Annotated in this window: 24 protein-coding genes and 1 pseudogene; 9 read left to right on the top strand and 16 right to left on the bottom strand. The window is 32.9% G+C overall.

Annotated features, from left to right (window positions below; all coding sequences use genetic code 11):
• Positions 1-43: 43 nt before the first annotated feature.
• The 5 genes from rplB to rpsJ are packed head-to-tail and all read right to left on the bottom strand — an operon-like array spanning position 44 to position 2833.
• A complete protein-coding gene (gene rplB, locus SAMSHR1132_RS11040; protein ID WP_000985472.1) occupies positions 44-877 on the bottom strand; it encodes a 50S ribosomal protein L2 in 834 nt (277 codons plus the stop codon).
• Positions 878-909: 32 nt separating this feature from the next.
• Entirely contained in the window at positions 910-1185 is a 276-nt protein-coding gene (rplW, locus tag SAMSHR1132_RS11045; RefSeq protein ID WP_000388081.1) for a 50S ribosomal protein L23, read from the bottom strand.
• Positions 1185-1808 (bottom strand): 50S ribosomal protein L4, encoded by a 624-nt coding sequence (rplD, locus tag SAMSHR1132_RS11050; protein WP_000024823.1) that lies wholly within the window; start codon positions 1806-1808, stop codon positions 1185-1187. Before rplD ends, rplW begins: the two co-directional genes overlap by 1 nt.
• A 26-nt stretch (positions 1809-1834) precedes the next feature.
• Positions 1835-2497, bottom strand: coding sequence for a 50S ribosomal protein L3 (gene rplC, locus SAMSHR1132_RS11055; protein WP_000160212.1), 663 nt, complete (start codon positions 2495-2497; stop codon positions 1835-1837).
• Between the two features lie 27 nt (positions 2498-2524).
• Entirely contained in the window at positions 2525-2833 is a 309-nt protein-coding gene (rpsJ, locus tag SAMSHR1132_RS11060; protein ID WP_001118667.1) for a 30S ribosomal protein S10, read from the bottom strand.
• Between the two features lie 356 nt (positions 2834-3189).
• Between rpsJ and SAMSHR1132_RS11065 the strand changes: the two genes are divergently transcribed.
• Positions 3190-3579, top strand: a complete 390-nt coding sequence (locus SAMSHR1132_RS11065) for a hypothetical protein (RefSeq protein ID WP_000788449.1) — start codon at positions 3190-3192, stop codon at positions 3577-3579.
• 215 nt (positions 3580-3794) lie between these two features.
• On the opposite strand, the gene stgP is transcribed toward SAMSHR1132_RS11065, so the two are convergent.
• Positions 3795-5129, bottom strand: a complete 1335-nt coding sequence (gene stgP / locus SAMSHR1132_RS11070; protein WP_000800693.1) for a 6-thioguanine permease StgP — start codon at positions 5127-5129, stop codon at positions 3795-3797.
• A 112-nt stretch (positions 5130-5241) separates the two neighbouring features.
• On the bottom strand, positions 5242-7377 hold the full coding sequence (locus SAMSHR1132_RS11075) for a DNA topoisomerase III (RefSeq protein ID WP_000838476.1): 2136 nt from the start codon (positions 7375-7377) through the stop codon (positions 5242-5244).
• A gap of 188 nt (positions 7378-7565) precedes the next feature.
• Here SAMSHR1132_RS11075 and SAMSHR1132_RS11080 point away from each other — a divergent pair, with 188 nt between their 5' ends.
• Positions 7566-8453 carry a GNAT family N-acetyltransferase gene (locus tag SAMSHR1132_RS11080; RefSeq protein ID WP_000513424.1) on the top strand — a complete coding sequence of 296 codons (888 nt, stop codon included), beginning with the start codon at positions 7566-7568 and terminating at the stop codon, positions 8451-8453.
• Between the two features lie 180 nt (positions 8454-8633).
• The gene (locus tag SAMSHR1132_RS11085; protein WP_001159304.1) at positions 8634-9497 is read left to right on the top strand and encodes a GRP family sugar transporter; all 864 of its coding nucleotides are present in this window, start codon (positions 8634-8636) and stop codon (positions 9495-9497) included.
• A gap of 425 nt (positions 9498-9922) precedes the next feature.
• On the opposite strand, the gene SAMSHR1132_RS11090 is transcribed toward SAMSHR1132_RS11085, so the two are convergent.
• Positions 9923-10831 carry an AEC family transporter gene (locus SAMSHR1132_RS11090; protein ID WP_000139199.1) on the bottom strand — a complete coding sequence of 303 codons (909 nt, stop codon included), beginning with the start codon at positions 10829-10831 and terminating at the stop codon, positions 9923-9925.
• A gap of 132 nt (positions 10832-10963) precedes the next feature.
• Between SAMSHR1132_RS11090 and SAMSHR1132_RS11095 the strand changes: the two genes are divergently transcribed.
• The gene (locus tag SAMSHR1132_RS11095; protein WP_000051321.1) at positions 10964-11128 is read left to right on the top strand and encodes an SE1832 family protein; all 165 of its coding nucleotides are present in this window, start codon (positions 10964-10966) and stop codon (positions 11126-11128) included.
• Between the two features lie 182 nt (positions 11129-11310).
• Positions 11311-11628, top strand: a complete 318-nt coding sequence (gene mspA, locus SAMSHR1132_RS11100) for a membrane stabilizing protein MspA (RefSeq protein ID WP_001161085.1) — start codon at positions 11311-11313, stop codon at positions 11626-11628.
• A gap of 194 nt (positions 11629-11822) precedes the next feature.
• On the opposite strand, the gene SAMSHR1132_RS11105 is transcribed toward mspA, so the two are convergent.
• Positions 11823-14990: an efflux RND transporter permease subunit gene (locus SAMSHR1132_RS11105; RefSeq protein ID WP_000592288.1), complete on the bottom strand. Its 3168-nt coding sequence runs from the start codon at positions 14988-14990 to the stop codon at positions 11823-11825.
• 115 nt (positions 14991-15105) lie between these two features.
• Positions 15106-16371 carry a lipid II:glycine glycyltransferase gene (gene femX / locus SAMSHR1132_RS11110; protein ID WP_000413872.1) on the bottom strand — a complete coding sequence of 422 codons (1266 nt, stop codon included), beginning with the start codon at positions 16369-16371 and terminating at the stop codon, positions 15106-15108.
• 379 nt (positions 16372-16750) lie between these two features.
• Between femX and SAMSHR1132_RS11115 the strand changes: the two genes are divergently transcribed.
• Entirely contained in the window at positions 16751-17002 is a 252-nt protein-coding gene (locus tag SAMSHR1132_RS11115) for a hypothetical protein (protein ID WP_014373889.1), read from the top strand.
• On the opposite strand, the gene SAMSHR1132_RS11120 is transcribed toward SAMSHR1132_RS11115, so the two are convergent.
• On the bottom strand, positions 16994-17758 hold the full coding sequence (locus tag SAMSHR1132_RS11120; protein WP_000243155.1) for a VOC family protein: 765 nt from the start codon (positions 17756-17758) through the stop codon (positions 16994-16996). The genes SAMSHR1132_RS11115 and SAMSHR1132_RS11120 overlap by 9 nt on opposite strands.
• Before the next feature lie 159 nt (positions 17759-17917).
• Here SAMSHR1132_RS11120 and SAMSHR1132_RS11125 point away from each other — a divergent pair, with 159 nt between their 5' ends.
• On the top strand, positions 17918-18373 hold the full coding sequence (locus SAMSHR1132_RS11125) for a MarR family winged helix-turn-helix transcriptional regulator (protein ID WP_000879529.1): 456 nt from the start codon (positions 17918-17920) through the stop codon (positions 18371-18373).
• Entirely contained in the window at positions 18354-19559 is a 1206-nt protein-coding gene (locus SAMSHR1132_RS11130) for an MFS transporter (RefSeq protein WP_000372820.1), read from the top strand. Before SAMSHR1132_RS11125 ends, SAMSHR1132_RS11130 begins: the two co-directional genes overlap by 20 nt.
• Positions 19560-19652: 93 nt before the next feature.
• On the opposite strand, the gene sarV is transcribed toward SAMSHR1132_RS11130, so the two are convergent.
• Positions 19653-20003, bottom strand: coding sequence for an HTH-type transcriptional regulator SarV (gene sarV / locus SAMSHR1132_RS11135; RefSeq protein WP_000066894.1), 351 nt, complete (start codon positions 20001-20003; stop codon positions 19653-19655).
• 125 nt (positions 20004-20128) lie between these two features.
• On the opposite strand from sarV, the pseudogene SAMSHR1132_RS14475 reads away from it, so the two are divergent.
• Positions 20129-20213 (top strand): annotated as a pseudogene (locus SAMSHR1132_RS14475) (hypothetical protein); the annotation flags it as partial.
• Positions 20214-20613: 400 nt separating this feature from the next.
• Here SAMSHR1132_RS14475 and moaA read toward each other — a convergent pair.
• Genes moaA through SAMSHR1132_RS11160 form a run of 4 tightly spaced genes read right to left on the bottom strand, consistent with a single transcriptional unit; the run spans position 20614 to position 22947 of the window.
• Positions 20614-21636, bottom strand: coding sequence for a GTP 3',8-cyclase MoaA (gene moaA, locus SAMSHR1132_RS11145; RefSeq protein WP_000230170.1), 1023 nt, complete (start codon positions 21634-21636; stop codon positions 20614-20616).
• A gap of 19 nt (positions 21637-21655) precedes the next feature.
• Positions 21656-22255 (bottom strand): molybdenum cofactor guanylyltransferase MobA, encoded by a 600-nt coding sequence (gene mobA, locus SAMSHR1132_RS11150; protein ID WP_000643980.1) that lies wholly within the window; start codon positions 22253-22255, stop codon positions 21656-21658.
• Between the two features lie 6 nt (positions 22256-22261).
• Positions 22262-22495 (bottom strand): molybdopterin converting factor subunit 1, encoded by a 234-nt coding sequence (moaD, locus tag SAMSHR1132_RS11155; protein ID WP_000866975.1) that lies wholly within the window; start codon positions 22493-22495, stop codon positions 22262-22264.
• A 5-nt stretch (positions 22496-22500) separates the two neighbouring features.
• Positions 22501-22947, bottom strand: a complete 447-nt coding sequence (locus tag SAMSHR1132_RS11160; protein ID WP_000808496.1) for a molybdenum cofactor biosynthesis protein MoaE — start codon at positions 22945-22947, stop codon at positions 22501-22503.
• Between the last annotated feature and the right edge of the window lie 2 nt (positions 22948-22949).

The following is a 22949-nucleotide window of genomic DNA, read 5'->3' on the forward strand; positions in this document are numbered from 1 at the left end:
GTGCGTGCAGCTTTAAGCCGCACACCCAAATAAGTTGATTATATTATTTTTTCTTACGTCCACGAACGATAAGTTTGTCTGATGATTTTTTACCACGACGAGTTTTCTTACCAAGCGTAGGTTTACCCCATGGTGACATTGGAGATGGTCTACCGATAGGAGCACGACCTTCACCACCACCGTGTGGGTGATCGTTAGGGTTCATTACAGAACCACGAACTGTAGGACGGATACCTTTCCATCTTGAACGTCCGGCTTTACCAACGTTTACTAATTCGTGTTGTAGGTTACCAACTTGACCGATTGTTGCACGGCAAGTAGATAAGATCATACGAACTTCACCAGATCTTAATCTGATTAATACGTATTTACCTTCTTTACCAAGTACTTGAGCACTTGCACCAGCTGAACGAGCAATTTGTCCACCTTTTCCAGGTTTAAGCTCGATGTTGTGTACTACTGTACCAACTGGAATGTTTTGTAATGGTAATGCGTTACCAACTTTGATGTCAGCTTCTGCACCACTTTCAACGATTTGACCTACTTCTAATCCTTTAGGAGCAATGATATATCGTTTTTCACCGTCTGCATATACAACTAATGCAATGTTTGCTGAACGGTTTGGATCATATTGAATAGAATCAACTTTAGCATTGATACCATCTTTGTTACGTTTGAAATCGATAACACGGTATTGACGTTTGTGTCCACCACCATGGTGTCTTACAGTCAATTTACCTTGGTTGTTACGTCCCGCTTTTTTCGGTAGCGGTTTTAATAATGACTTTTCAGGTGTAGTTTTCGTGATTTCAGCGAAATCTAACGAAGTCATATTACGACGACCATTTGTTATTGGCTTATACTTTTTAATAGCCATTGTCGCTTACCTCCTTAATGGTAATTGGTTTATTAGTTAAATAAGTCGATTGAACCTTCTTTAAGTTTTACAATCGCTTTTCTTCTTTTGTTTGTATAGCCTTGGTAACGGCCCATACGTTTTTTCTTAGGTTTGTAATTCATGATATTAACACTTGCAACTTTTACGTTGAAGATTTCTTCAACTGCCATTTTCACTTGTGTTTTGTTAACACGAGTGTCAACGTCGAAAGTGTATTTGTCTTCAGCCATTGCTTCAGAAGATTTCTCAGTGATTACGGGGCGCTTAAGAATATCTCTTGCTTCCATTATCCGAGCACCTCCTCAACTTTTTTAGCAGCAGCTTCAGTGATTACTAAGCTGTCAGCATTAGTGATATCTAATACATTTAAACCTTGAGCAGTTGTTACTTGAACACCAGGGATGTTACGTGCTGATAATTCAACATTTACATCTTCGTTTTCAGTAACTACTAATACTTTTTTAGGTTGTTCTAATGTAGTTAATACATTTTTGAATTCTTTAGTTTTTGGAGCTTCAAAGTTGAATGCGTCAACTACAGTTAAGCCGTTCTCTTGAACTTTGAAAGATAATGCTGAGCGTAAAGCTAAACGACGCATTTTCTTTGGCATTTTGTATGCATAACTTCTTGGAGTTGGTCCGAATACGATACCACCACCACGCCATTGTGGAGCACGGATTGTACCTTGACGAGCACGACCTGTTCCTTTTTGCTTCCATGGTTTACGTCCGCCACCACTTACTGCTGAACGATTCTTAACAGCATGTGTACCTTGACGTAATGAAGCACGTTGTAAATGAATAGCTTCGAAAAGAACGCTATTATTTGGCTCAATACCGAATACTGCATCGCTTAATTCGATTGAACCTGATTTAGTTCCGTCTAATTTTAAAACATCATAATTAGCCATTATGCATTTCCTCCTTTCACTTCTTATTATTTATTACCTTTTTTGATTGAAGTTCTGATTTCTACTAAACCTTTTTTAGGTCCAGGTACGTTACCTTTTACTAAGATAACTTTGTTTTCTGTGTCAACTTGAACTACTTCTAAGTTTTGAACAGTTACTGTGTTTCCACCCATACGTCCTGGCATTTTTTGGCCTTTAAATACTCTTGAAGCATCTGAAGCCATACCTACAGAACCTGGTGCTCTGTGGAAATGAGAACCGTGTGACATAGGTCCACGAGATTGTCCGTGGCGTTTAATTGCACCTTGGAAACCTTTACCTTTTGATACGCCTGTTACGTCAATTACGTCGCCAGCTACAAAAGTATCTACTGAGACTTCTTGACCTACTTCGTAAGCATCCACGTCTACATTGCGGAATTCACGAATGAAGCGCTTAGGTGCTGCGTCAGCTTTTTTAGCGTGACCTTCAGCTGGTTTATTAGCATATTTATTAGATTTTGCATCTTTTTTGTATGCTTTTTTGTCTTCAAATCCAACTTGGATTGCGTTGTATCCATCAACTTCAACAGTTTTCTTTTGTAATACAACATTTTCTTTAGCTTCTACTACTGTTACAGGGATTAATTCACCGTTTTCTCCGAATACTTGTGTCATCCCAATTTTTCTTCCTAAGATTCCTTTGGTCATCGAAAGTCCACCTCCTAAAATTGTCTATTATAATTTGATTTCGATGTCTACACCAGATGGTAAGTTTAAGCCCATTAAAGCGTCAACTGTTTTTGGTGTTGGGTTTACAATATCGATTAAACGTTTGTGTGTACGTTGTTCGAATTGTTCACGTGAATCTTTATACTTATGCACGGCACGGATGATTGTGTATACTGATTTCTCAGTTGGTAACGGAATTGGTCCAGAAACATCTGCACCAGAACGTTTCGCTGTTTCTACAATCTTCTCAGCTGATTGATCAATCACGCGGTGATCATAAGCTTTTAATCTGATTCTGATTTTTTGTTTTGCCATAATTTTCCCTCCTTATTCGTCTACATTTAGTGATAGACTTCTCCACGAAAACTATCTTACACAGCGCCATGGCAAAGCGGCCGGGTGTGTCAGTAACCTTTCGCTTCATCGCTTTTCTTAAAGTCCAACGTTAGTTATGTTACACGAAAAACATCGATAAATCAAGGCTTTTCACATAATTTTTCTATCTGTCTAACACATACTTTTATATTTTACTTTATATACAAAGCCAGTTCAACTATTTTCGGGATATTTTTTATTTCTTCTTTTGTTGTAAAATGCTATCTTGAATCATTTTATTATTATCATTGAAAATTATTCTATATAATTAGACATAAGGATGGTGGTGAAAGAATATGAAGAATGGACCAAAATTAACTTTAGCGATTATAGGTATCTTTTTAATATTATGCGAGTTTTTCTATGGGATACCATTTTTAGGTGCAGCCTTTATTTTGAGTTTTGGATGGCAACCATTAACATTTAATGCGTTACTTTATTTAATTCTTACTATTATATTATTAGTAAATAGACAAAACGCTATTAGACCTATTGTTATTATTCCTTTAATAGGTCTTGCAGGTAGCTTTTTAGCAATTATCCCTTTCTTAGGCATATTAATTCATTGGGTTTTATTTTTCCTAATGATTTTATTTGTGGCAGTAGTTCTATCAGCACCAACATATATACCTAATAAAAACGCACGTGTTATTTATACACAATACAAGGATGGGCATAAAGAGTAACAATTTCATTTAAAGCTTAAATTGCTGTATATAATATAGAAGAAACGCGTCCAACTATTTTGCATAAATGCTTCTTTATATACAGTGCAACCGTGTATTGATACCTATTAATCACTATATCAATTTTTTGTACTAGCGCTTAGTAAATATGTTTGTTAACACAGAATAAAAACGACTCCCCAGTAATTTGGGAAGTCGTTTTATTTTGTCATGATTTAGCCATGAACGAATATAAAGTAAAGAATGAATAACACCATTAAAACGTACATTATTGGATGTACTTCTTTATGTTTTTTAGAAATAAGCATTGTAATTGGATAGAAAATAAATCCACATGCAATACCAGTAGCAATTGAATATGATAAAGGCATCATAATAATTGTAATGAAAGCTGGTACTGCCACTTCAAAACTTTTCCAGTTTATTTCAGCAAAGTTTGCAGCCATCAATACACCTACAACTACCAACGCTGGTGTTGTTACTGCACTCGTTACAACTGCAATTAATGGGCTAAAGAATAGAGCCAATAGGAAACAACAACCCGTTACTATACTAGCAAAGCCGGTTCTAGCACCTACTGCTACACCTGATGTTGACTCGATATAAGAAGTTGTAGTAGTTGTTCCAAAAATCGATCCTACAATTGTAGCCAAAGAATCTGAGAACAAAGCACGTCCAGCTCTTGGTAACTTATTATCTTTCATAATACCCGCTTGAGTAGCTACGGCTACTAATGTACCTGCAGTGTCAAAGAAATCAATAAATAAGAACGTTAATATTACAATTAAAAATTGTATCGTAAATAATTGACTTGGATCTTTAAATGCTTCAAATGCGGCACCAAAAGTCGGCTCAATACTAGGGATTTTACCAACAATACCATTCGGCATTTGAATCAATCCTGTAAACATACCTACGATTGCCGTGATAATCATACCGATAAAGATAGAACCTGGTAATTTAATAGCATATAAAATCACAGTAATAACTATCCCGAAAATAGCTAACAGCACTGGTGCATCTGTCAAATGTCCCAATGTTACTAAAGTAGATTCATTTTTGACTATAATACCTGAACTTTGTAGACCAACAAAGGTAATGAATAATCCAATACCTGCCGAAACAGCCATCTTCATTTGATATGGTATCGCATTAATAATAACTTCTCTAAACCCTGTGACGGTTAATATTGCAAAGAATATTCCTGAGAATAGTACGCCCGTCAAACCAACTTGCCAAGGAATACCCATCGTTAACACAACTGTAAATGCAAAGAATGCATTCAATCCCATACCTGGTGCTAACGCAATTGGATATTTAGCTATTAATCCCATAAACAGCGAACCGACAAATGCCGCTAAAGCTGTCGCTACGAAAATAGCACCTTGATCCATTTTCATGCTGTCAGATACACCTTTAACGCCAGCTAAGCTTAGAACTTGTGGGTTAACTGCTAAAATATAAGCCATTGATAAGAAAGTCGTAATACCGCCTAGAATTTCTCTTTTAAAGTTTGTTCCATATTTATCGAACTGGAAATAGTTTTTCACGAATGGATGCTCCTTTTTTTAAAATACTTTAATAGTTTAATATCATTCTTGATAAAAAACAATACTAAAAGCGAACTTTTCATTTTTCTGATCTAACTTCGTTCGATTTTCCCTACAATTTTAAGTTTTTCAATGCATCTTTAAACGGATTATTATCCAATCCTTCATCTTGGTTCATGTATTTCTTCATTTCTTTACGTGATACTTTACCAGAAGTCTTATTCTTCATACGTTGATCCATATGTGCTTGCGTTTCAGAATGACCACACACACAACGATAAACTGCTTCTTTACCTCTCCCAAAAAGTGTTAGTTTTTTCTTACAGTTTGGACATCTTGCATTCGTTTTGCGTTGGACATTCTTCTTCGTCTTACACGACGGATCTTGACAAACTAGCATTTGCCCGTTTTTAGTTTTAACTTTAATCATAAATTTCCCACATGTTGGACATTCAGTTGTCGTTAAATTATCATGCTTATATTTTTGTTCGCTATTTTTTATTCCGTTTACAACATCTTTCGTAAAATCTTTCATTTCATTGATGAATTTTTTCGATTGATATTTACCACGCTCAATTAACAATAGCTTTTCTTCCCACTGTGCCGTCAAAAGTGGTGATGTTAATTCTTCTGGTGCTAATTCTAAAATTTGTTTACCTTTCGACGTTACTTTAATTTTACCGTCTCTTGATTCGATGGCATTCATATTAAATAACTTATCGATAATATCTGCTCTTGTTGCAACAGTTCCAATTCCACCTGTTTGCTTTAATGTCTGTGCATATTTTTTATCTTTCAATTGAATAAAGTTCTGCGGATTTTCCATTGCTTTTAATAAAGAGCCTTCATTGAAATATTCGGGTGATGTTGTTTCATGCTCTTTAATTTGAGCTTTCTTAATAGACACATTAGTACCTTCAACAAATGGTTGTTTCTTTTCGGTAACTGAATCACCTTGTCGCAATGCTTTAAATCCTAGTGCTGTTGTTACATTTTCTTTTAGTACGAATGTATATCCTGCTATTTTCAATATCACAGTAATAGTATCGTATTCATGTGGCGGCATTAACGCTTCTAAAAATCGTTCTACAATCATTTCGTATAGTTTAGCTTCTCTATTACTCAAATCTGATATCATCGGTCTAACTTCTGTCGGAATTATTGCGTGATGATCTGATACTTTTTGATTATTAAATATCGACATTTTAGACGAAAATGATTTCGACAACAATTGGCGTGCATAGTTTTTATAATCTGTAGACATTGTTGCTTGGATACGTTCTTTCATTGTATCCACCATGTCAGTCGTTAAATAATTAGAATCCGTTCTTGGGTATGTTACTACCTTATGTCTTTCATATAAGTTTTGAAGCGTATTTAAAGTTTCTTTAGGACCAATTTTATAACGTCTATACATATCTTGTTGCAAATCCGTTAGATTATATAATTGTTGCGGATATGATTTCTTATGCTTTGTAACAACTGACGTTATGTTCCCTGATTCATTTTTCAGTTTATCGACGATCTTTTCTAAAGTGCCCTTATCTGTAAAACGTTCTTTCGATTCTAATTGAAAATCAAATCCATTAACACTTAATGATAACGAATAATATTTCTGTGGTTTGAAAGAATTAATCTCTTGTTGGCGTGTATACACTAATTGAATTGTTGGCGTTTGAACGCGGCCCAACGAAAGCTGTGCGTCATATTTCGTTGTCAGTGCACGTGTCGCATTAATCCCCACAATCCAGTCAGCTTCACTTCTCGCTAATGCTGCATGATATAAATCATCAAATTGACGCCCATCTTTTAAGTTTTTAAAGCCTTGTTGGATTGCTTTTTTAGTAACTGAGCTAATCCATAAACGTCTTAGTGGTTTCTTATTGCCAACTTTATCTAAAATAAGTCGAGCAACTAATTCACCTTCTCGGCCAGCATCTGTAGCAATAATAATGTCTTTCACTTTATTATCTAGTATTAACGCTTTAACTGTTTTAAACTGTTTACTCGTTTTACCGATAACAACAGTTTTCATATATTTAGGTATAATCGGCAAGTCCTCTAAACGCCATTCTTTTAAATGCTTATCATATTGCTCAGGCGTTGCATTTGTAACAAGATGACCTAATGCCCAAGTAACAATATATTGATTATTTTCAAAATAACCATTTCGTTTTTGATTTATTTGTAGTGCATCAGCAATATCTCTTGCCACTGATGGCTTTTCAGCTAATATTAACGATTTCATAATTTATCCTTTCTCATGCGTTCTAAATTAATCGAGCGCATTTTATCCGTTCACTTTAATCAATATTTTAAAATTACTGATTGCAAATGATGTGTTAAATGTATTGTAACATGTTAATATCACTATTAACTTTCATTTCAGTTGAAATATTATATAATTAAGGTAATAAAAAGTACGGAGGTCATGACATGGGCATTGTTCAGTTATATGATATTACACAAATAAAATCGTTCATTGAACATTCTAATTATGAATCAGCATCATATTTATATAAACTTCCTCAACAGTACAAAGAAATTGATGTGTTAATAGCAGACGCAATTGAATCTCCTGGTGTGTTTGCACTTCAAGAAAACGACTCAATTAAAGCGATTATTCTATCGTTCACATATGATAAAGATAAATTTAAAGTAATAGGTCCTTTTATTGCTGATAACTACGTCTTATCAACGGATACATTCGAATCTTTATTTGCAGCAATGACATCAAAACAACCTGAGGACGCAATCTTTAATTTTTCATTCGAAGAAGGTATACAACAATACAAACATTTAATGAAATCTATTCAGGCAAGTTATAATTTCACTGATTATTACATTGAAGCTCGAAAAAGCTTAGAAGACGATATGCATCAACCGAATATTATTCCCTATCATAAAGGCTTTTACCGAGCATTTAGTAAGTTACATACAAATACATTTAAATACCAAGCACAACATCCACAAGAAATTGTTGATAGTTTAGATGAAACCCATCATTTATTTTTGTTTGTTAGTGAAGGTCTGCTAAAAGGTTACTTATATCTCGAAATTGATACACAACAGTCTATCGCTGAAATTAAGTATTTTAGTTCTCATGTTGACTATCGCCTAAAAGGTATTGCTTTCGAATTACTAGCCTATGCCTTACAATACGCTTTCGATAATTATGACATTAGAAAAGTTTATTTTAAAATACGTAATAAAAACAACAAACTCATTGAACGTTTCAATGGTTTAGGATTCCATATTAACTATGAATACATCAAATTCAAATTCGAATCACGCAACGTTAAAAATCAGTCGATTCCCGAATAATATTTTTAAAATGGTTCCCACAGTATGCTATGAAAGTGTATTGTGGGTTTTTCTACTTTTTGTAAACATTGAAAACTTTAAGTAGTTGTTTTTTACTAATAGCACAGAATGCTTTACAATAACATGCAAGTGTCAATTAAGGGGAGCACTTGTATAAATAGCATAGGAGAGTGAGTAGTCTTGCAATTTTTTGATTTCTTAATAGCCCTTTTACCAGCTTTATTCTGGGGAAGCGTTGTTCTTATTAATGTGTTCGTCGGTGGCGGACCATACAACCAAATTCGCGGTACTACGCTAGGTGCCCTTATTGTTGGGTTGGCTTTACTTATAACTGGTTACGCAAAATTCGATAACCCTACTGTCATTATTGTCGGTCTTATTTCTGGTGCATTGTGGGCATTCGGACAAGCAAATCAGCTTAAATCAATCAGTTTAATTGGTGTATCTAATACTATGCCTGTATCAACAGGTATGCAGTTAGTTGGTACAACATTATTCAGCGTTATCTTTTTAGGTGAATGGAGTACGATGACTCAAATTATCTTTGGTTTAATTGCCATGATTTTATTAGTTACTGGTGTCGCTCTTACTTCACTTAAAGCTAAAAATGAACGTCAATCTGATAATCCAGAATTTAAAAAAGCAATGGGTATTTTGATTATTTCTACAGTTGGTTATGTCGGATTCGTTGTGCTTGGTGATATTTTCGGGGTTGGTGGCACAGATGCATTATTCTTCCAATCTGTTGGTATGGCAATTGGTGGATTTATCTTATCAATGAACCATAAAACTTCACTTAGATCAACAGCGCTTAATCTTTTACCAGGTATCATTTGGGGTATTGGTAACTTGTTTATGTTCTATTCACAACCTAAAGTTGGTGTAGCGACAAGTTTCTCATTATCACAATTACTTGTCATCGTTTCTACACTTGGTGGTATTTTCATTTTAGGAGAAAGAAAAGATCGTCGTCAGATGAAAGGTATATGGGCAGGTATCATAATTATTGTCATTGCCGCGATTATACTTGGTAATTTGAAATAAAAGCATCTAGATATATGATTTTTATAATTGCTTACTGAGTTGGAAAAGTGCACTCGTTTTCATTAAAAACTAACTTATTTAGTGACATTTTAAAGCAATATCATTTCTTGTATATAACCCAGGAAATATGCAATTTACAATATGGCTATATGCCGATTCAAATTATCTTTTATAAGTTAATGGTATTTTCAACATTCAATGAGAATGAGAACTTTTACTAAATTATAAACGCGTTTGATTCAATACGTCGTGTAGTTAGAATGATTGTAGGACAAACAACTCTATCTATTAATCATTGTCAATTTAGTTGATTATAAAAATAAATCACATATCATGAAAGCCCCCATACTACAAACATACGCACGTTGTAGTATGGGGGCTCAATTTATACAAAAACATTGCAGTTTTATTTTCAAAATTACAACCTAAATAAACACAGCTTGATACACATATAAAATAATAATACTAATAATGATTGTTAAATTTGTCGCCATACCGATAAATGGGAGTGTTCGATATTTAAATTGGATACCATACGAAATGATTGCAACGCCAACAGGGAACATCCATGTAATAAGCAATGTTGTCTTAATCATATCATCAGATACAGGTAATAAAACGTGAACCAAGCCACCTGCAATCAATGCCAGTCCATAATGCAAACACAAATATTTAATCGTTGCAGGTATGTATTTACGTTCAAGCGTAAAATTCAGCATAACACCTAGCAAAATCATAGACAGGGGCATGTTTGCGTGTGAAAGTATATTAAAAAAATCTATCGCTACGTGCGGCAATTGAATATGATTTAAATTCAAAATAAACATGATGATATAAGTAACCAATGGTACAGACTGCAATAATTTTTTCGCTAAAAATTTAAAATCAAATTGATTACTACCTTCACTAAAGTAACTACCTACAAAGTAAGTAATTCCAAACATCACAAAAGCACCACCAATATCAGCCATACCAAAATATACAAGTCCTGTTTTAGGCCATATCGCTTCTATCAAAGGATAAGCAAACAATCCGATATTCATAGCACCTGTCATCATCCCTACTGATCCACGCATTTGATTGTCATATTTTCTAAAAAACCAAATAGCAATGATTTTCGCTACAATACCGTAAACTATCATCAAAATCGGCAAAATTGAGAATGACAATTTTAATTCTGCACTGTTTAAATTAACAATAACTAAAGATGGAAGTGTAACATTAAGCACCAATGTGGCAATGACTTGACTATCTGTTGCCTTAATATAATTAATCCGCTTCAAAAAGTATCCTAGCGCAATTAATAAAATAATCATTGTAAATTGTTCGGTCAATGTTACCCCTTCTTTCAATAACCTTCATAATTTAATACTTTAACATATTTCACAGATGTTTTAGTAGTCCACTATTTCATGCTATAATCAACAATAAATGCACTTAATTATATTTCAAAGGAGTGTCGTAGTATGTCTTTAGAAAGTCAATTAGCCGAACTTAAACATGATTATATTCGACTTCAAGGCGATTTAGAAAAGCAAGAATCACTTAATCTAGATACGTCAGCACTTGTTCGTCAACTTAAAGAAATTGAAAATGAAATTAGAAACGTTCGAGCTAAGATGGACAATTAACAACTTACTTTTAGTTAATACTGTTTTGCTATGCATTTTTACGAATTGAAATATAATCTCGAGATTTCTATTTGTAATCATAGCAAACACTAAACAGCAGTTGTCATCAAGCTATACGCATAAGTTTTCTATGATAAATACTATATTACATGTAACCTTTGAAACGGAGAGGAAGTTATCATATGCAATTTTATCTGATTTTACTAGCAATACTTTATTTAATTGTTAGTTTTATTAGTATTTTTAAAATGGAAGTTGTATTTACACGTATTTTGAGAATCATTATGGGTGTTTTGCTATTATTCGTCTTAGCATTAACGACGATGAGCTTCCCGAAAGAAAATTGGTGGGTCTTTATTGTCTTACTATTACTAGTTGGTAATGTTGAAGTAACAGGATTTAAAATGCTAAAAAAAGATTTAAAAGGTGTTAATATTTTAAATTTAATGTCTCTATTTATCTTTGTTATATACTTTATCTTAACCATCGTATTATTCTAATTAAAAAAATCAAACATGCGACAACATGATTTCAACTTTTAGTTCAGTGTCTGATTATAAATCTAACATGAACAACGACGATAAAGATGTTCAGATTAATAACTTCACACTTTAATATCAGATTTTTAAGAATGTTATCGAAAAAGCCATCAAAGCAGTCAACTTCATGACCGCTTTGATGGCTTTCTTATTATCTATCGTTTAGTAATTCGATTTTTCAAAGTAAATAAGATTTCATAAATCACTGGTACAACCACTAACGTTAACAATGTAGATGAAATTAAACCGCCGATAACTGTAGCTGCTAGACCTTTTGATATAAGGATTGAGCTATCTTGACCGAACAATAGCGGAACTAACGCACCTATTGTTGCTATTGCAGTCATTAAGATCGGTCTTATTCTAGTGCCACCCGCTTCAATTAAAGCGTCTTTCATCTCCATGCCTCGCTGCTCATTATTGATAACACGATCTATTAATACAATTGCATTCGTTACTACAATACCTATTAACATTAACATACCTATCAAACTTGGTACTGATATCGTTTCTCCAGTGATTAAAAGTGCAATAATCACACCAATAACTGTAAATGGTAATGAGAATAAAATCGTGAATGGTGCTAATCCACCTTTAAATGTAATTACTAAAATCAGATACACTATGATGATAGCTGCTAACATTGCAAATGCCAATTGCGTCATCGCATTATTAATATCATCTGAGGCACCACCAATATTTACTTTTACATTATTCGGCTTATCTATATTGTTTATCTTAGACATCACTTGTCGTGTTGTACCACCCACATCTTTATTTGTTACTTTAGCTGATACTGTTGTTGCATAATCCCCTTGCTCTTGTGTCAATTTACTTGGTGTTGTTGTTTTTACTAAAGTAGCAATATCGCCTAATTTAATTGTGCCTCCAGTTGGCTTTTTCAAAGTAATATTATTCAACTTATCTTCTGACCAGTCTGTTTTCTTATTTTGCTTCACTTTAACATCGATGGATTTACCATTTTCCTTAACAGTAGTCACTGTTTTCTCTGGTAAGTTTTCATTTAAATGCATTGCAAGTTGACTTGCAGAAATGCCATTCTCTGCTGCTTTATTCTGATCCACTTTAATTTCAAATTGATCATATGTTTGGGATAAATCCGATTTAACATTCGCTAGTCCTTTAACTCGTTTCATTTCTTGTTCAATGCGTTGTACAGTAGATTTAATTGCATCTGTAGATGGGCCTTTTACCGTAACTTCTACAGATTTATTGCCTGCACCTGTTCCCAAATCTTGGTTTTTCCATTCTCCAGGGTGTTTAAAACCATCTACATGCTTAATAACTTTATCTGCTTCTACATCAAAGTTGGGTGTGTCATTATCGTATTCAACCATAATTGCCATACTATTTGTGCTGCCAGTTGGATCAACTGGACTGCTTCCACCCACTGAATATTGAATGGTTTTCACATGCTTTTTCTGTTTTAAATATTTTTCGACATCTTTCGCATGATTTAATACAGATTGTTCAGTTTCACCTGGCTTTGGTGTGTACGTAATTGCTAAAAATTTATCATCTCCAGCTGAAATAAAGCTGGTTCCAAGTTTAGGACCGCCAAATACAATTGTTAGAATTAAAATCAAAGTACTTAAAATAATAACAATCCATTTGTGATTTAAAGACCATTTCAAAACCTTTTTATACGTTGTACTCACAACACCTAAACCTTCTTCATGTGGTTTATTTCGACGTCTAACACCTTTTTTAAATAGTGTCGATGCCAATGCAGGAACTAAAGTGATTGAAACTAATAAAGATGCTAATAAACTAAATGCAATTGCTAATGCAAAGGGTCTAAACATTTCACCTACCGAACCAGAAACAAACACTAGCGGTAAAAAGACGATAATTGTCACAAGTGTTGATGACATAATCGGTTTAAACACTTCTGTTGTAGCACTGATAATAAGATTTTCACCTTTTAATTTTTCCTCTGGGTCTGTTAAGCGTCGATAAATATTCTCAACCACGACAATTGAATCATCTATAACACGACCAATAGCTACCGTTAACGCCCCTAATGTTAATATATTCAAAGAAACATTACTTAATTTCAACGCAATAAGCGCCATTAGTAAAGATAGTGGAATGGATATAATTGAAATTAATGTTGTACGAATGTTTCTTAAGAATAATAGAATAACTATTATTGCTACAATTGTACCTAATGCTGCTTTTTCAACCATCGTGTATAGTGATTTTTCGACAGGTTTAGCAGTATCCATTGTTTTAGTTACATTCAAACCTTTATTTTCTTCAATAAATGTATCAATTTTATGTTGAACATCCTTGGCCACTTGAACAGTATTTGCATCTTGAGCTTTAGTAATTTGCAAATTAACTGCATCCTTACCATTTGTTTTAGAAATAGATGAACGTACATCGCCAACTGTGATGTCTGCTAAGTCTTTTAATTTCGCTGTCGGCATACCACTTATATTATTTGACTCGGCCGATTTCGACGTTTGTTGTGAAGATGCTTTATTAACATCTGACATAGCTGAATTTTGAGTATTATCACTTTGAGATTGCGTTTGACCTTGTCCACTTGCCAGCGTTAGTGGGATATTAATATTTTTAAAAGCATCAACAGATTGGTATTGTCCGTCTACGACAATCGATTTATCTTTATCACCAAATTGGAATAATCCAAGGGGAGTAGTTCTAGTCGCTGTTTTCAAATAATTTTCAACATCATCCGCAGTTAATCCATATTTTTCAAGTTCATCTTGCTTAAATTTAAGCGTAATCTCACGATTCGTCTGACCATTCAATTGTGCATTTTGAACACCATCTACCGTTTGTAATTTGGGTATTAACTGTTCATTCAATACTTTCGTTACTTTTTTCAAATCATTATCTTTATTTGAAAACGAATAAGCTAAAACTGGGAAAGCATCCATTGAATTACGTCTTAATTCAGGTTGACCAACTTCGTCTTTAAATTTAATTTTATCAATTTCTTTTTTTAGTTGTTCTTCTGCTTTATCCATATCTGTATTATTGTCATATTCAACTGTCACAATCGATGCATTTTGTATCGATTGAGTTTTAACATCTTTTACATATGCCAAAGATCTAACTTGATTATCGATTTTACTGCTAATTTCATCTTGTGTACTTTGCGGTGTTGCTCCTGGCATTGTCGTTGTAACTGATATAACAGGATTTTGAACATCTGGCAATAACTCTAATTTCAATTTAGCGCTCGCATAAAAGCCACCTAACACAACTAAAACAACCATTAAAAAAATAGCAAACTTATTTCCTAAAGAAAATTGTAGTAATTTTTTTATCACTGTACCTGCCCCCTTTTTACTATTTTTAAAAAATTTTGCCCAACCATTCTATACTGTGTAAAAAAATCTGAACGCAAGTACTAATCATATAAGCGTTCAGATTTGTGTCTTTGATTTATTTACGTTTCAATTTACGTGATATCTTGATTTTAGCTTTCGTCAAGCGTGGTTTAACTTGTTCAATTAGTTGATACAGCGGTTGATTTAGTACATAATCGAACTCACCAACTTTTTCACTTAAGTATGTTCCCCACACTTTTTTAAATGCCCACAAGCCATAATGTTCAGAATCTTTATCTGGATCATTATCTGTACCACCGAAATCATACGTTGTCGCACCATGATCACGCGCATATTTCATCATCGTATACTGCATATGATGATTTGGTAAGAAATCTCTAAATTCATTAGAAGACGCACCATATAAATAATATGATTTCGCACCAGCAAACATTAGTAACGCACCAGAAAGATAAATACCATCCGGATGTTCACGTTCTAATGCTTCCAAATCACGTTTCAAGTCTTCATTTTTAGCAATTTTATTTTTAGCATCATTAATCATGTTTTGTGCTTTTTTAGCTTGTTTCTCAGATGTTTCTTTCTTCTGTTGCCATTTAGCAATTTCCGCATTAAGTTCGTTTAATTCTTGATTTACCTTAGCTATATTTTCTTTCGGATCTAATTTCACTAAAAATAGTTCAGCATCCCCATCTTCATGTAATGCATCATAAATATTTTCAAAATAACTAATATCACGTGTTAAAAAACCATCACGTTCTCCAGTAATTTTCATTAATTCGGCAAAAGTCTTTAATCCTTCTCTATTAGAACGTTCTACCGTAGTGCCACGCTTCAAAGCAAGTCTCACTTTTGAGCGATTACGACGTTCAAAACTATTTAATAATTCATCATCTGTTTTATCAATCGGTGTAATCATAGTCATACGTGGTTGAATATAGTCTTTCGATAAACCTTCTTTAAACCCTTTATGTTTAAACCCTAGTGCTTTCAGATTTTGTAATGCATCTGTACCTTTATCAACTTCAACATCGGGATCGATTTTAATTGCATATGCTTTCTCAGCCTTAGCGATTTCTTTTGCACTTTCTAACAACGCATTCAGCGCTTCTTTATTACTATAATCAACAACAAAACCACGTGAAATATAACATAACGTAAAAGGTAATCTAGGAACCTTTTTAAATAATAACTGAGCAACCCCTTGAACCTCACCGTCACGACCTACAGCGATTCTTCTTGCGTACCATCCAGTTAATTGTTTTGTTTCTGCCCATTTCGTTAATTGTAGTAAATCTCCATTGGGATGAGATTTAACAAATGCGTCATGTTCTTGATTAGTGATATGCATCTTTTCCATGATTTATGATATCTCCTTCTATTTAACAATACATATAATTATACAGTTTGTATCTAACAGTGTCGATTCAGAGCATACATATAAAATCGACAATTCTTTTTTTAATGCTCGTGCTATACGTCGATAAAAAATATGCATCTAAAGCCACTTTGTTATATATAATTATAACTTTTAACGAAGTGCCTTTTCACTGCCTTGTCTTTTCTGTATTTAAAAATTACTGCCTTCACATTCATCAAAATCATTGTAGTTGAATACTATTTTCGTCAATAGCCTACACTATTCTCAAATTCAAATCTTAATATAGTACAAACACTTTAATGTTCATATACGAATACCCTTGTTATAATATCAATAATCTAATTAAGAGGTGTTTTAAATGAGAACAATTATTTTAAGTTTATTTATAATAATGAACATCGTCGCAATTATCATGACACTTAGCCAACCGCTAACAGTAAATTACTTTAGTTTACGTGTCATACTAATCTTTTTCACATTTATATTATCAGTCTTTTTCATATTAATTAAGTCATCACGTTTAAACAATATGTTGACTATTTTATCTATCATACTTGCCATCATCCATATGGCCATACTTGCACATAGCACGTACGTATATCTATACTAATGGTTCGAATCGATATATAGCACCTCTTATAAAAATTGAATATGGTGAAGTTGCCTGTGCATCTTTAATAATCATAGTATGATATTTTGAAACTTTACCATCTTCAATTCTAAAATAAATATCATCATTTTTTAAAATCAAATCTGTATAATTTTCACTTTCCTCCACAATGTCCATGTCATACCATTTCAACCAATTTGCAACTGTTTGTGATCGATTTGTACTTTTCATAATAATTGTTTCAACAGAAAATTGTGTTTGATAATATTTTTCCAATTTTTCAGTTCGCATTGAATCACTTTCTTCCCATTGAATAAAAAATGGTGGCTTGATATCGTTATCATCTTGTTTCATGATATAAAGTAATTGCCACTTCACTTTGCCATCTTTATGTGTATCTCTTTCCATTTGAATTGGCCCTACAACTTCAACTTGTTCACTTTGTAATCTATTCTTCACTGCTTTTATATCATCTGTACGAATGCAAATATTTTTAAAACCTTGTTCATATTTTTCTTGAACAATTTGAGTAGCAAAAGCAACATCGCCTTCTATCGTTTTCGCCATTTTCTTTAACTTTTCATTATTTTCTACATCCAATAGTTCAATATAATTTTCATTAATGTAACCTAATTTATTAAATGTTCCAAATTTATTATGATGCCCACCTGAATGCAACTTTATAACGTCTCCTGGAAAATTAAAATGATTCAACTGGTCAATATAATGAATAATATGATCAAATTTTAATACCATGGTATCCCCCATTTACATGTAATTACGCTTATTTTAACAAAGTATAAAATTTTATGCTCTTAATAATTATATATTGCTTTCCATTTATCTTCGTTTTATAATTACTAATGTTCTAAAATAGTTAGCCAAGCTAACTAATTAAGATTAGGAGATGTCACTATGTTAGCACACGAATTTTTTAATAGTTTTATTTCAGTTTATAGACCTTACTTAAAATTAGCTGAACCGATATTAGATAAACACAATATATATTATGGTCAATGGTTAATCTTACGTGATATCGCAAAACACCAACCAACCACACTCATTGATATTTCACATCGACGTGCGATTGAAAAACCAACAGCAAGAAAAACATTAAAAGTCCTAATTGAAAATGAATTAATTATAGTGGAAAACAGTTTAGAAGATAAACGCCAAAAGTTTTTAAGTTTAACGTCTAAAGGAACTAAACTTTATGAGGCAGTTTGTAACGATGTACAAATACTTCAACAAACTATTGTTGATAAAACTGATATTTCAACTGATCAAATGACAGCAATAGTTAATATAATGAATCAAATTCATGAAACACTTTTAAAGGAGGCAAACGATGATGGATCAATCATCAAATAAAGCACCAATTTTCACCAAAAGTTTTACCATTAATTTTATCGTTAATTTTATTGTTTATTTATGTATGTATTTATTACTAGTAGTTATAGCAGGATACAGTAAACAAACATTTCATGCCTCTGATTCTCTAGCCGGTCTAGTAGTTGGATTATTCATTGTTGGTTCTTTAATAGGTCGTTTTGGTACTGGTAAATTCGTCAATCAAATTGGTCCAAAACGTTTATTATCCATTGGTTTGGTTGCTTTAATCCTGACTCAATTACTTTATTTTGTTGACGGTTCTTTAGCATTTTTAATATTCGTTCGTCTTATTAACGGTATTGCCACTGCTATTGTAACTACGGCAACAGGTACTATTGCTGCTTATGTCACACCTGTAAATAGAAAAAGTGAAGGCATCAGTTTATTTTCACTTAGTTTAGTTTTAGGTACAGCGATTGGACCATTTCTTGGAATGTTGCTTATCACAAAATATAGTATCAATTTACTTTTCATTATTTGCGCAGCATTAGGTGTACTAGGATTAATCATCTCATTATTTATAAAAGTTGATTTCGATATGTCTGAAAGTAAGACAAATCATAATATGATAGAAAAGCGTACATTTAGCATTCATCAATTTATTGCTAAAGAAGCCATTCCTGTGGCCATTGTCATGCTCTTAATCGGTGTGACTTACGCATCAATCTTAACTTATTTACAAGCATTTGCTATCGAGCGTCAACTCGTAACGGCAGCAAGTTATTTCTTCATTTGTTACGCGATTGCGTCATTAGTTACTAGACCAATTGCCGGCAGATTGATGGATGATAAAAATGAAAATGTGATCGTATATCCAGCATTTATTATGCTCTTCTTGTCTTTTGTATGCTTAATTATAAGCCATCAAAGCTGGCTTATATTAATTGCTGGTGCATGTCTTGGTTTAGGTTACGGAAATTTATCATCTGCTATGCAGTCAATTGCTATTAAAGTCTCACCACCAATTAAATACGGCATTGCTACATCAACGTTTTATGTAGGGCTTGATGCTGGTGTCGGCTTTGGTCCATCGTTTCTAGGATTATTTAGCCATATGTTTTCACATAGTCAAATATTTGGTTTTATGGCAGTTTTAGCTATTATTACCATGGTTGTTTATTTCTTTGTTCATGGACGTCATGTTACACATAATCCTTCACACTAATAGCTTTGTATAAAAAAGCATGCTAATCAAATTACATCATTGTCTGTCCCCAAGACATTGATACGATGAACTGATTAGCATGCTTTTATTATATTAATTTGTAACGCTTAATACTTCTATTTCTTTTTTAATTTTGTCTAGTACTTTCTTTTGTGGCGCACTATAGAAATAGAATACTTGTCTTTCATCCGTTTCAGAACGCAGTTTAGAAATAAGTTCTTTTTTGTAGATTTTACGGATAATCACATCAATTTTACTTGTATCCCATAACATTTCGAAATGTAATGTATCTCTTAATTCCTTACCACTAATCTTTTCAGCTTCATACACTTTAAAAAGTACTACAAACTCTTCAATAGAAATCTTGTGTGTTGATTTCAACCAGTGCTTTAACTGACTTAACTCTCTTTCTGCTTCTATAAAACGTTGAACCTTATTACTCATAATATGATGCCTCCTATGTTTCTTCTTAGATGTTTGTAATTCATATTATAATACAATTACTTAAATTAATTATATATCAAACTTAGCATTTTATCTATTACAAATATTAAATTGATGTCTATATCTTGTTTAGATTTATATCTTTTGGACAACTCGTTATTTAATCGACAAATTTTATACTTAAATATGATATTTTACAACTTAATGTTTTGGTGCTAATTTTGACAATACCACACATGTTGTTCGTATATATTTTTAAATTTCTACAGCGTTAGCTATATTCTTTAATCAAACGTAAAAACGATCATCTCTATATAATTTGGTATAGATATGATCGCTATTTTAGGTAGGGACTTTGTTATCTATAAAATTAAAACTCATAGGCAATAAGTTGATAATTTTGTCACTTCATAAAAAATCATTTGCGAACTTAACTTTAATTCAAAAACACATCATAGCATATTAACCAAAATAGTGGCTAAAATAATAGAAAAGCGTCACTTCATTTCACAGAAATTATCATACTTATAATATTTACGTGATGTCTATTTTCTAAAAAATAAGATTGATAAACAAAAAATTATTTTTAGTCAATGCAACATTAAATCAATTAACCACCAATATAATTCATATTGATTTTTTTACGTTGACGATTGGCAACTGTTTGTGCCGTTCTCTCATCTGAATAACGATCATCTCGCACATGCCATAACGCTTTGAACTGCTCTTTTAATTCTTCATCAGTTACGCCAGAGCGAATAAACGACTTAACATTAAATCCATCGACAGTTGAGAATAAGCACCCGTAAAATTTTCCATCTGATGATAATCTTGCACGTGTACATGACGAACAAAATGATTGGGACACGCTTGTAATCAATCCAAATTTAACACCATTGTCCTTGTGACGATAATATTTTGCAACTTCACCAAAGTATTTAGGTTCAACAGCTTCTATTTCAAAATTCTGTTCAATCATTGTAAGCATTTCATCTTTTGTTACTACCTTATTAAAATTCCACCCATTATCATTACCGACATCCATAAATTCTATAAATCGAATTTCAATGTGCTTTTGTTTAAAATAGTTGAGCATTGGTATAATTTGACCATCATTAATTCCTTTTTGTATAACAACATTAACTTTAACATTGAAACCTATAGATTTTGCATAATCGATTTGTTCCAATATCGTTGTAGCTTTAATATTTCGATTATTAATTGATTGAAACAACGTATCATCTATAGCATCTAGGCTGACATTAATTCTACGAAGTCCAGCAGCATATAATTTTTGACCATGTTTTTTTAATAATAAACCATTTGTTGTTAACCCTATATCTTCAATACCTTCAATTTGAGTTAATTTTGCAATGAGTTGATCTAAATCTCTTCGCATTAATGGTTCACCACCAGTAATCCGAAGTTTTTTCACGCCTAATTCCGAATAAATTTTAGCAATTCTCGTCATCTCATCAAAAGTTAACAATTCATTTTTAGGTAAAAATATAAAGTCATCCCCAAATACTTCTTTAGGCATACAGTAATCACATCTAAAATTACAACGATCTGTCACAGATAACCGTAAGTCACGGATTGGACGTCCTAGTTTATCTTTAATTTGTTCTACCATTTCCGGACCCCCTAACTACTTACAATATTTTTATTAATGTGTCCAAATCTTGTTGATAATTTATATTCCTATACCAATACGTTGGTGCATCTACATCATTCACGTCTAAACAGTCTGTAGATAACTCACGGTATACATTTTTAAAACTATAATCGTCTGAGTTTAAAGCTCTAGTTATAGCATCTAATGCATTTGGACTATAGAAGGCAATGGTTGGTATAAATCGTCCATCTTCTTTAAAAGCTGCCACATCCAAATGATCTTCGATAAGGTGTGATACTAAAAATTGATACAAACTACTAACAGCTTTACCGGTAATCATAGGCGTATCGACAGAAACAACAAAAAACAACTCCTCTTCAGGGTGTTGTTTCATAATTGTATAAATACCTGATAAAGGACCTTTATCTTGATGTTCGACATCATCAATAACGACATTCGGATAATCAAATTGCGTTGACAATTGCGCATTTGTACTAATAATAATTTCATTAAACATATTTGTTGAATCCAACGTCTTAATTATTTTTCTATAAAAAGGGTCGCCGTTCAATTGTGCGAATGCTTTCGGTTTACCAAAACGTTTAGAATGACCACCTGCAAGAATAATTGCTTTCATATAATTTTACCCCCCACTAACTGGTGGAATTAGTGCAACGGTATCATTCGGATTTATGAAATCTGATTTTTGTACAAATTCCTCATTTACAGCAACTTGAAATTTTTTATTATTTATTTGTGGATAACGTTCAAATAAGAAACTTTCAAATTGCTGCACAGTTACCGCTTTTTCAAGCACAATATCTTCTTGTCCCTTTTTTAAAATTTCTTTAATTTCTGCGAAGTAAAGTACCTTCATTTCTATTATTCCTCCCTCTTCGCTTCCTCATAATTACCTTTTTGATGACCTTGCCATTCAGAACCATCTTCCCAAATTTCTTTTTTCCAAATTGGAACGATTTCTTTAATTCGTTCGATAGCGTATTCATTTGCTCTGTACGCATCTTTACGATGTGGCGACGATACGGCAATTAATACTGCAACATCAGAAATTTGTAATGGTCCTATTCTATGCACAATGCTCGTAATCGTCCCAGGCCATTTTTCATTTATTTCATCCCCGATTTGTGCTAATTTCTTTTCAGCCATCGGAACATATGCTTCATATTCGAGATATTCCGTTTTAACTCCCTTAGTCCACTCTCGTACATGACCTGTAAAAACAACTACAGCTCCTTGATATTCATTAATAGTGAAATCTCGGTATGGTGCTGTTTCTATCGGATCAGTCACGATTTCAAATTGTTTCATTC

Source organism: Staphylococcus argenteus, assembly GCF_000236925.1.
GTDB classification, from domain to species: domain Bacteria; phylum Bacillota; class Bacilli; order Staphylococcales; family Staphylococcaceae; genus Staphylococcus; species Staphylococcus argenteus.

Coding starts and splice junctions, on each gene's coding strand:
- rplB (WP_000985472.1), bottom strand. CDS start 877: ATGGCTATTAAAAAGTATAAGCCAATAACAAATGGTCGTCGTAATATG.
- rplW (WP_000388081.1), bottom strand. CDS start 1,185: ATGGAAGCAAGAGATATTCTTAAGCGCCCCGTAATCACTGAGAAATCT.
- rplD (WP_000024823.1), bottom strand. CDS start 1,808: ATGGCTAATTATGATGTTTTAAAATTAGACGGAACTAAATCAGGTTCA.
- rplC (WP_000160212.1), bottom strand. CDS start 2,497: ATGACCAAAGGAATCTTAGGAAGAAAAATTGGGATGACACAAGTATTC.
- rpsJ (WP_001118667.1), bottom strand. CDS start 2,833: ATGGCAAAACAAAAAATCAGAATCAGATTAAAAGCTTATGATCACCGC.
- SAMSHR1132_RS11065 (WP_000788449.1), top strand. CDS start 3,190: ATGAAGAATGGACCAAAATTAACTTTAGCGATTATAGGTATCTTTTTA.
- SAMSHR1132_RS11075 (WP_000838476.1), bottom strand. CDS start 7,377: ATGAAATCGTTAATATTAGCTGAAAAGCCATCAGTGGCAAGAGATATT.
- SAMSHR1132_RS11080 (WP_000513424.1), top strand. CDS start 7,566: ATGGGCATTGTTCAGTTATATGATATTACACAAATAAAATCGTTCATT.
- SAMSHR1132_RS11095 (WP_000051321.1), top strand. CDS start 10,964: ATGTCTTTAGAAAGTCAATTAGCCGAACTTAAACATGATTATATTCGA.
- mspA (WP_001161085.1), top strand. CDS start 11,311: ATGCAATTTTATCTGATTTTACTAGCAATACTTTATTTAATTGTTAGT.
- femX (WP_000413872.1), bottom strand. CDS start 16,371: ATGGAAAAGATGCATATCACTAATCAAGAACATGACGCATTTGTTAAA.
- SAMSHR1132_RS11115 (WP_014373889.1), top strand. CDS start 16,751: ATGAGAACAATTATTTTAAGTTTATTTATAATAATGAACATCGTCGCA.
- SAMSHR1132_RS11120 (WP_000243155.1), bottom strand. CDS start 17,758: ATGGTATTAAAATTTGATCATATTATTCATTATATTGACCAGTTGAAT.
- SAMSHR1132_RS11125 (WP_000879529.1), top strand. CDS start 17,918: ATGTTAGCACACGAATTTTTTAATAGTTTTATTTCAGTTTATAGACCT.
- SAMSHR1132_RS11130 (WP_000372820.1), top strand. CDS start 18,354: ATGGATCAATCATCAAATAAAGCACCAATTTTCACCAAAAGTTTTACC.
- sarV (WP_000066894.1), bottom strand. CDS start 20,003: ATGAGTAATAAGGTTCAACGTTTTATAGAAGCAGAAAGAGAGTTAAGT.
- moaA (WP_000230170.1), bottom strand. CDS start 21,636: ATGGTAGAACAAATTAAAGATAAACTAGGACGTCCAATCCGTGACTTA.
- mobA (WP_000643980.1), bottom strand. CDS start 22,255: ATGAAAGCAATTATTCTTGCAGGTGGTCATTCTAAACGTTTTGGTAAA.
- moaD (WP_000866975.1), bottom strand. CDS start 22,495: ATGAAGGTACTTTACTTCGCAGAAATTAAAGAAATTTTAAAAAAGGGA.
- SAMSHR1132_RS11160 (WP_000808496.1), bottom strand. CDS start 22,947: ATGAAACAATTTGAAATCGTGACTGATCCGATAGAAACAGCACCATAC.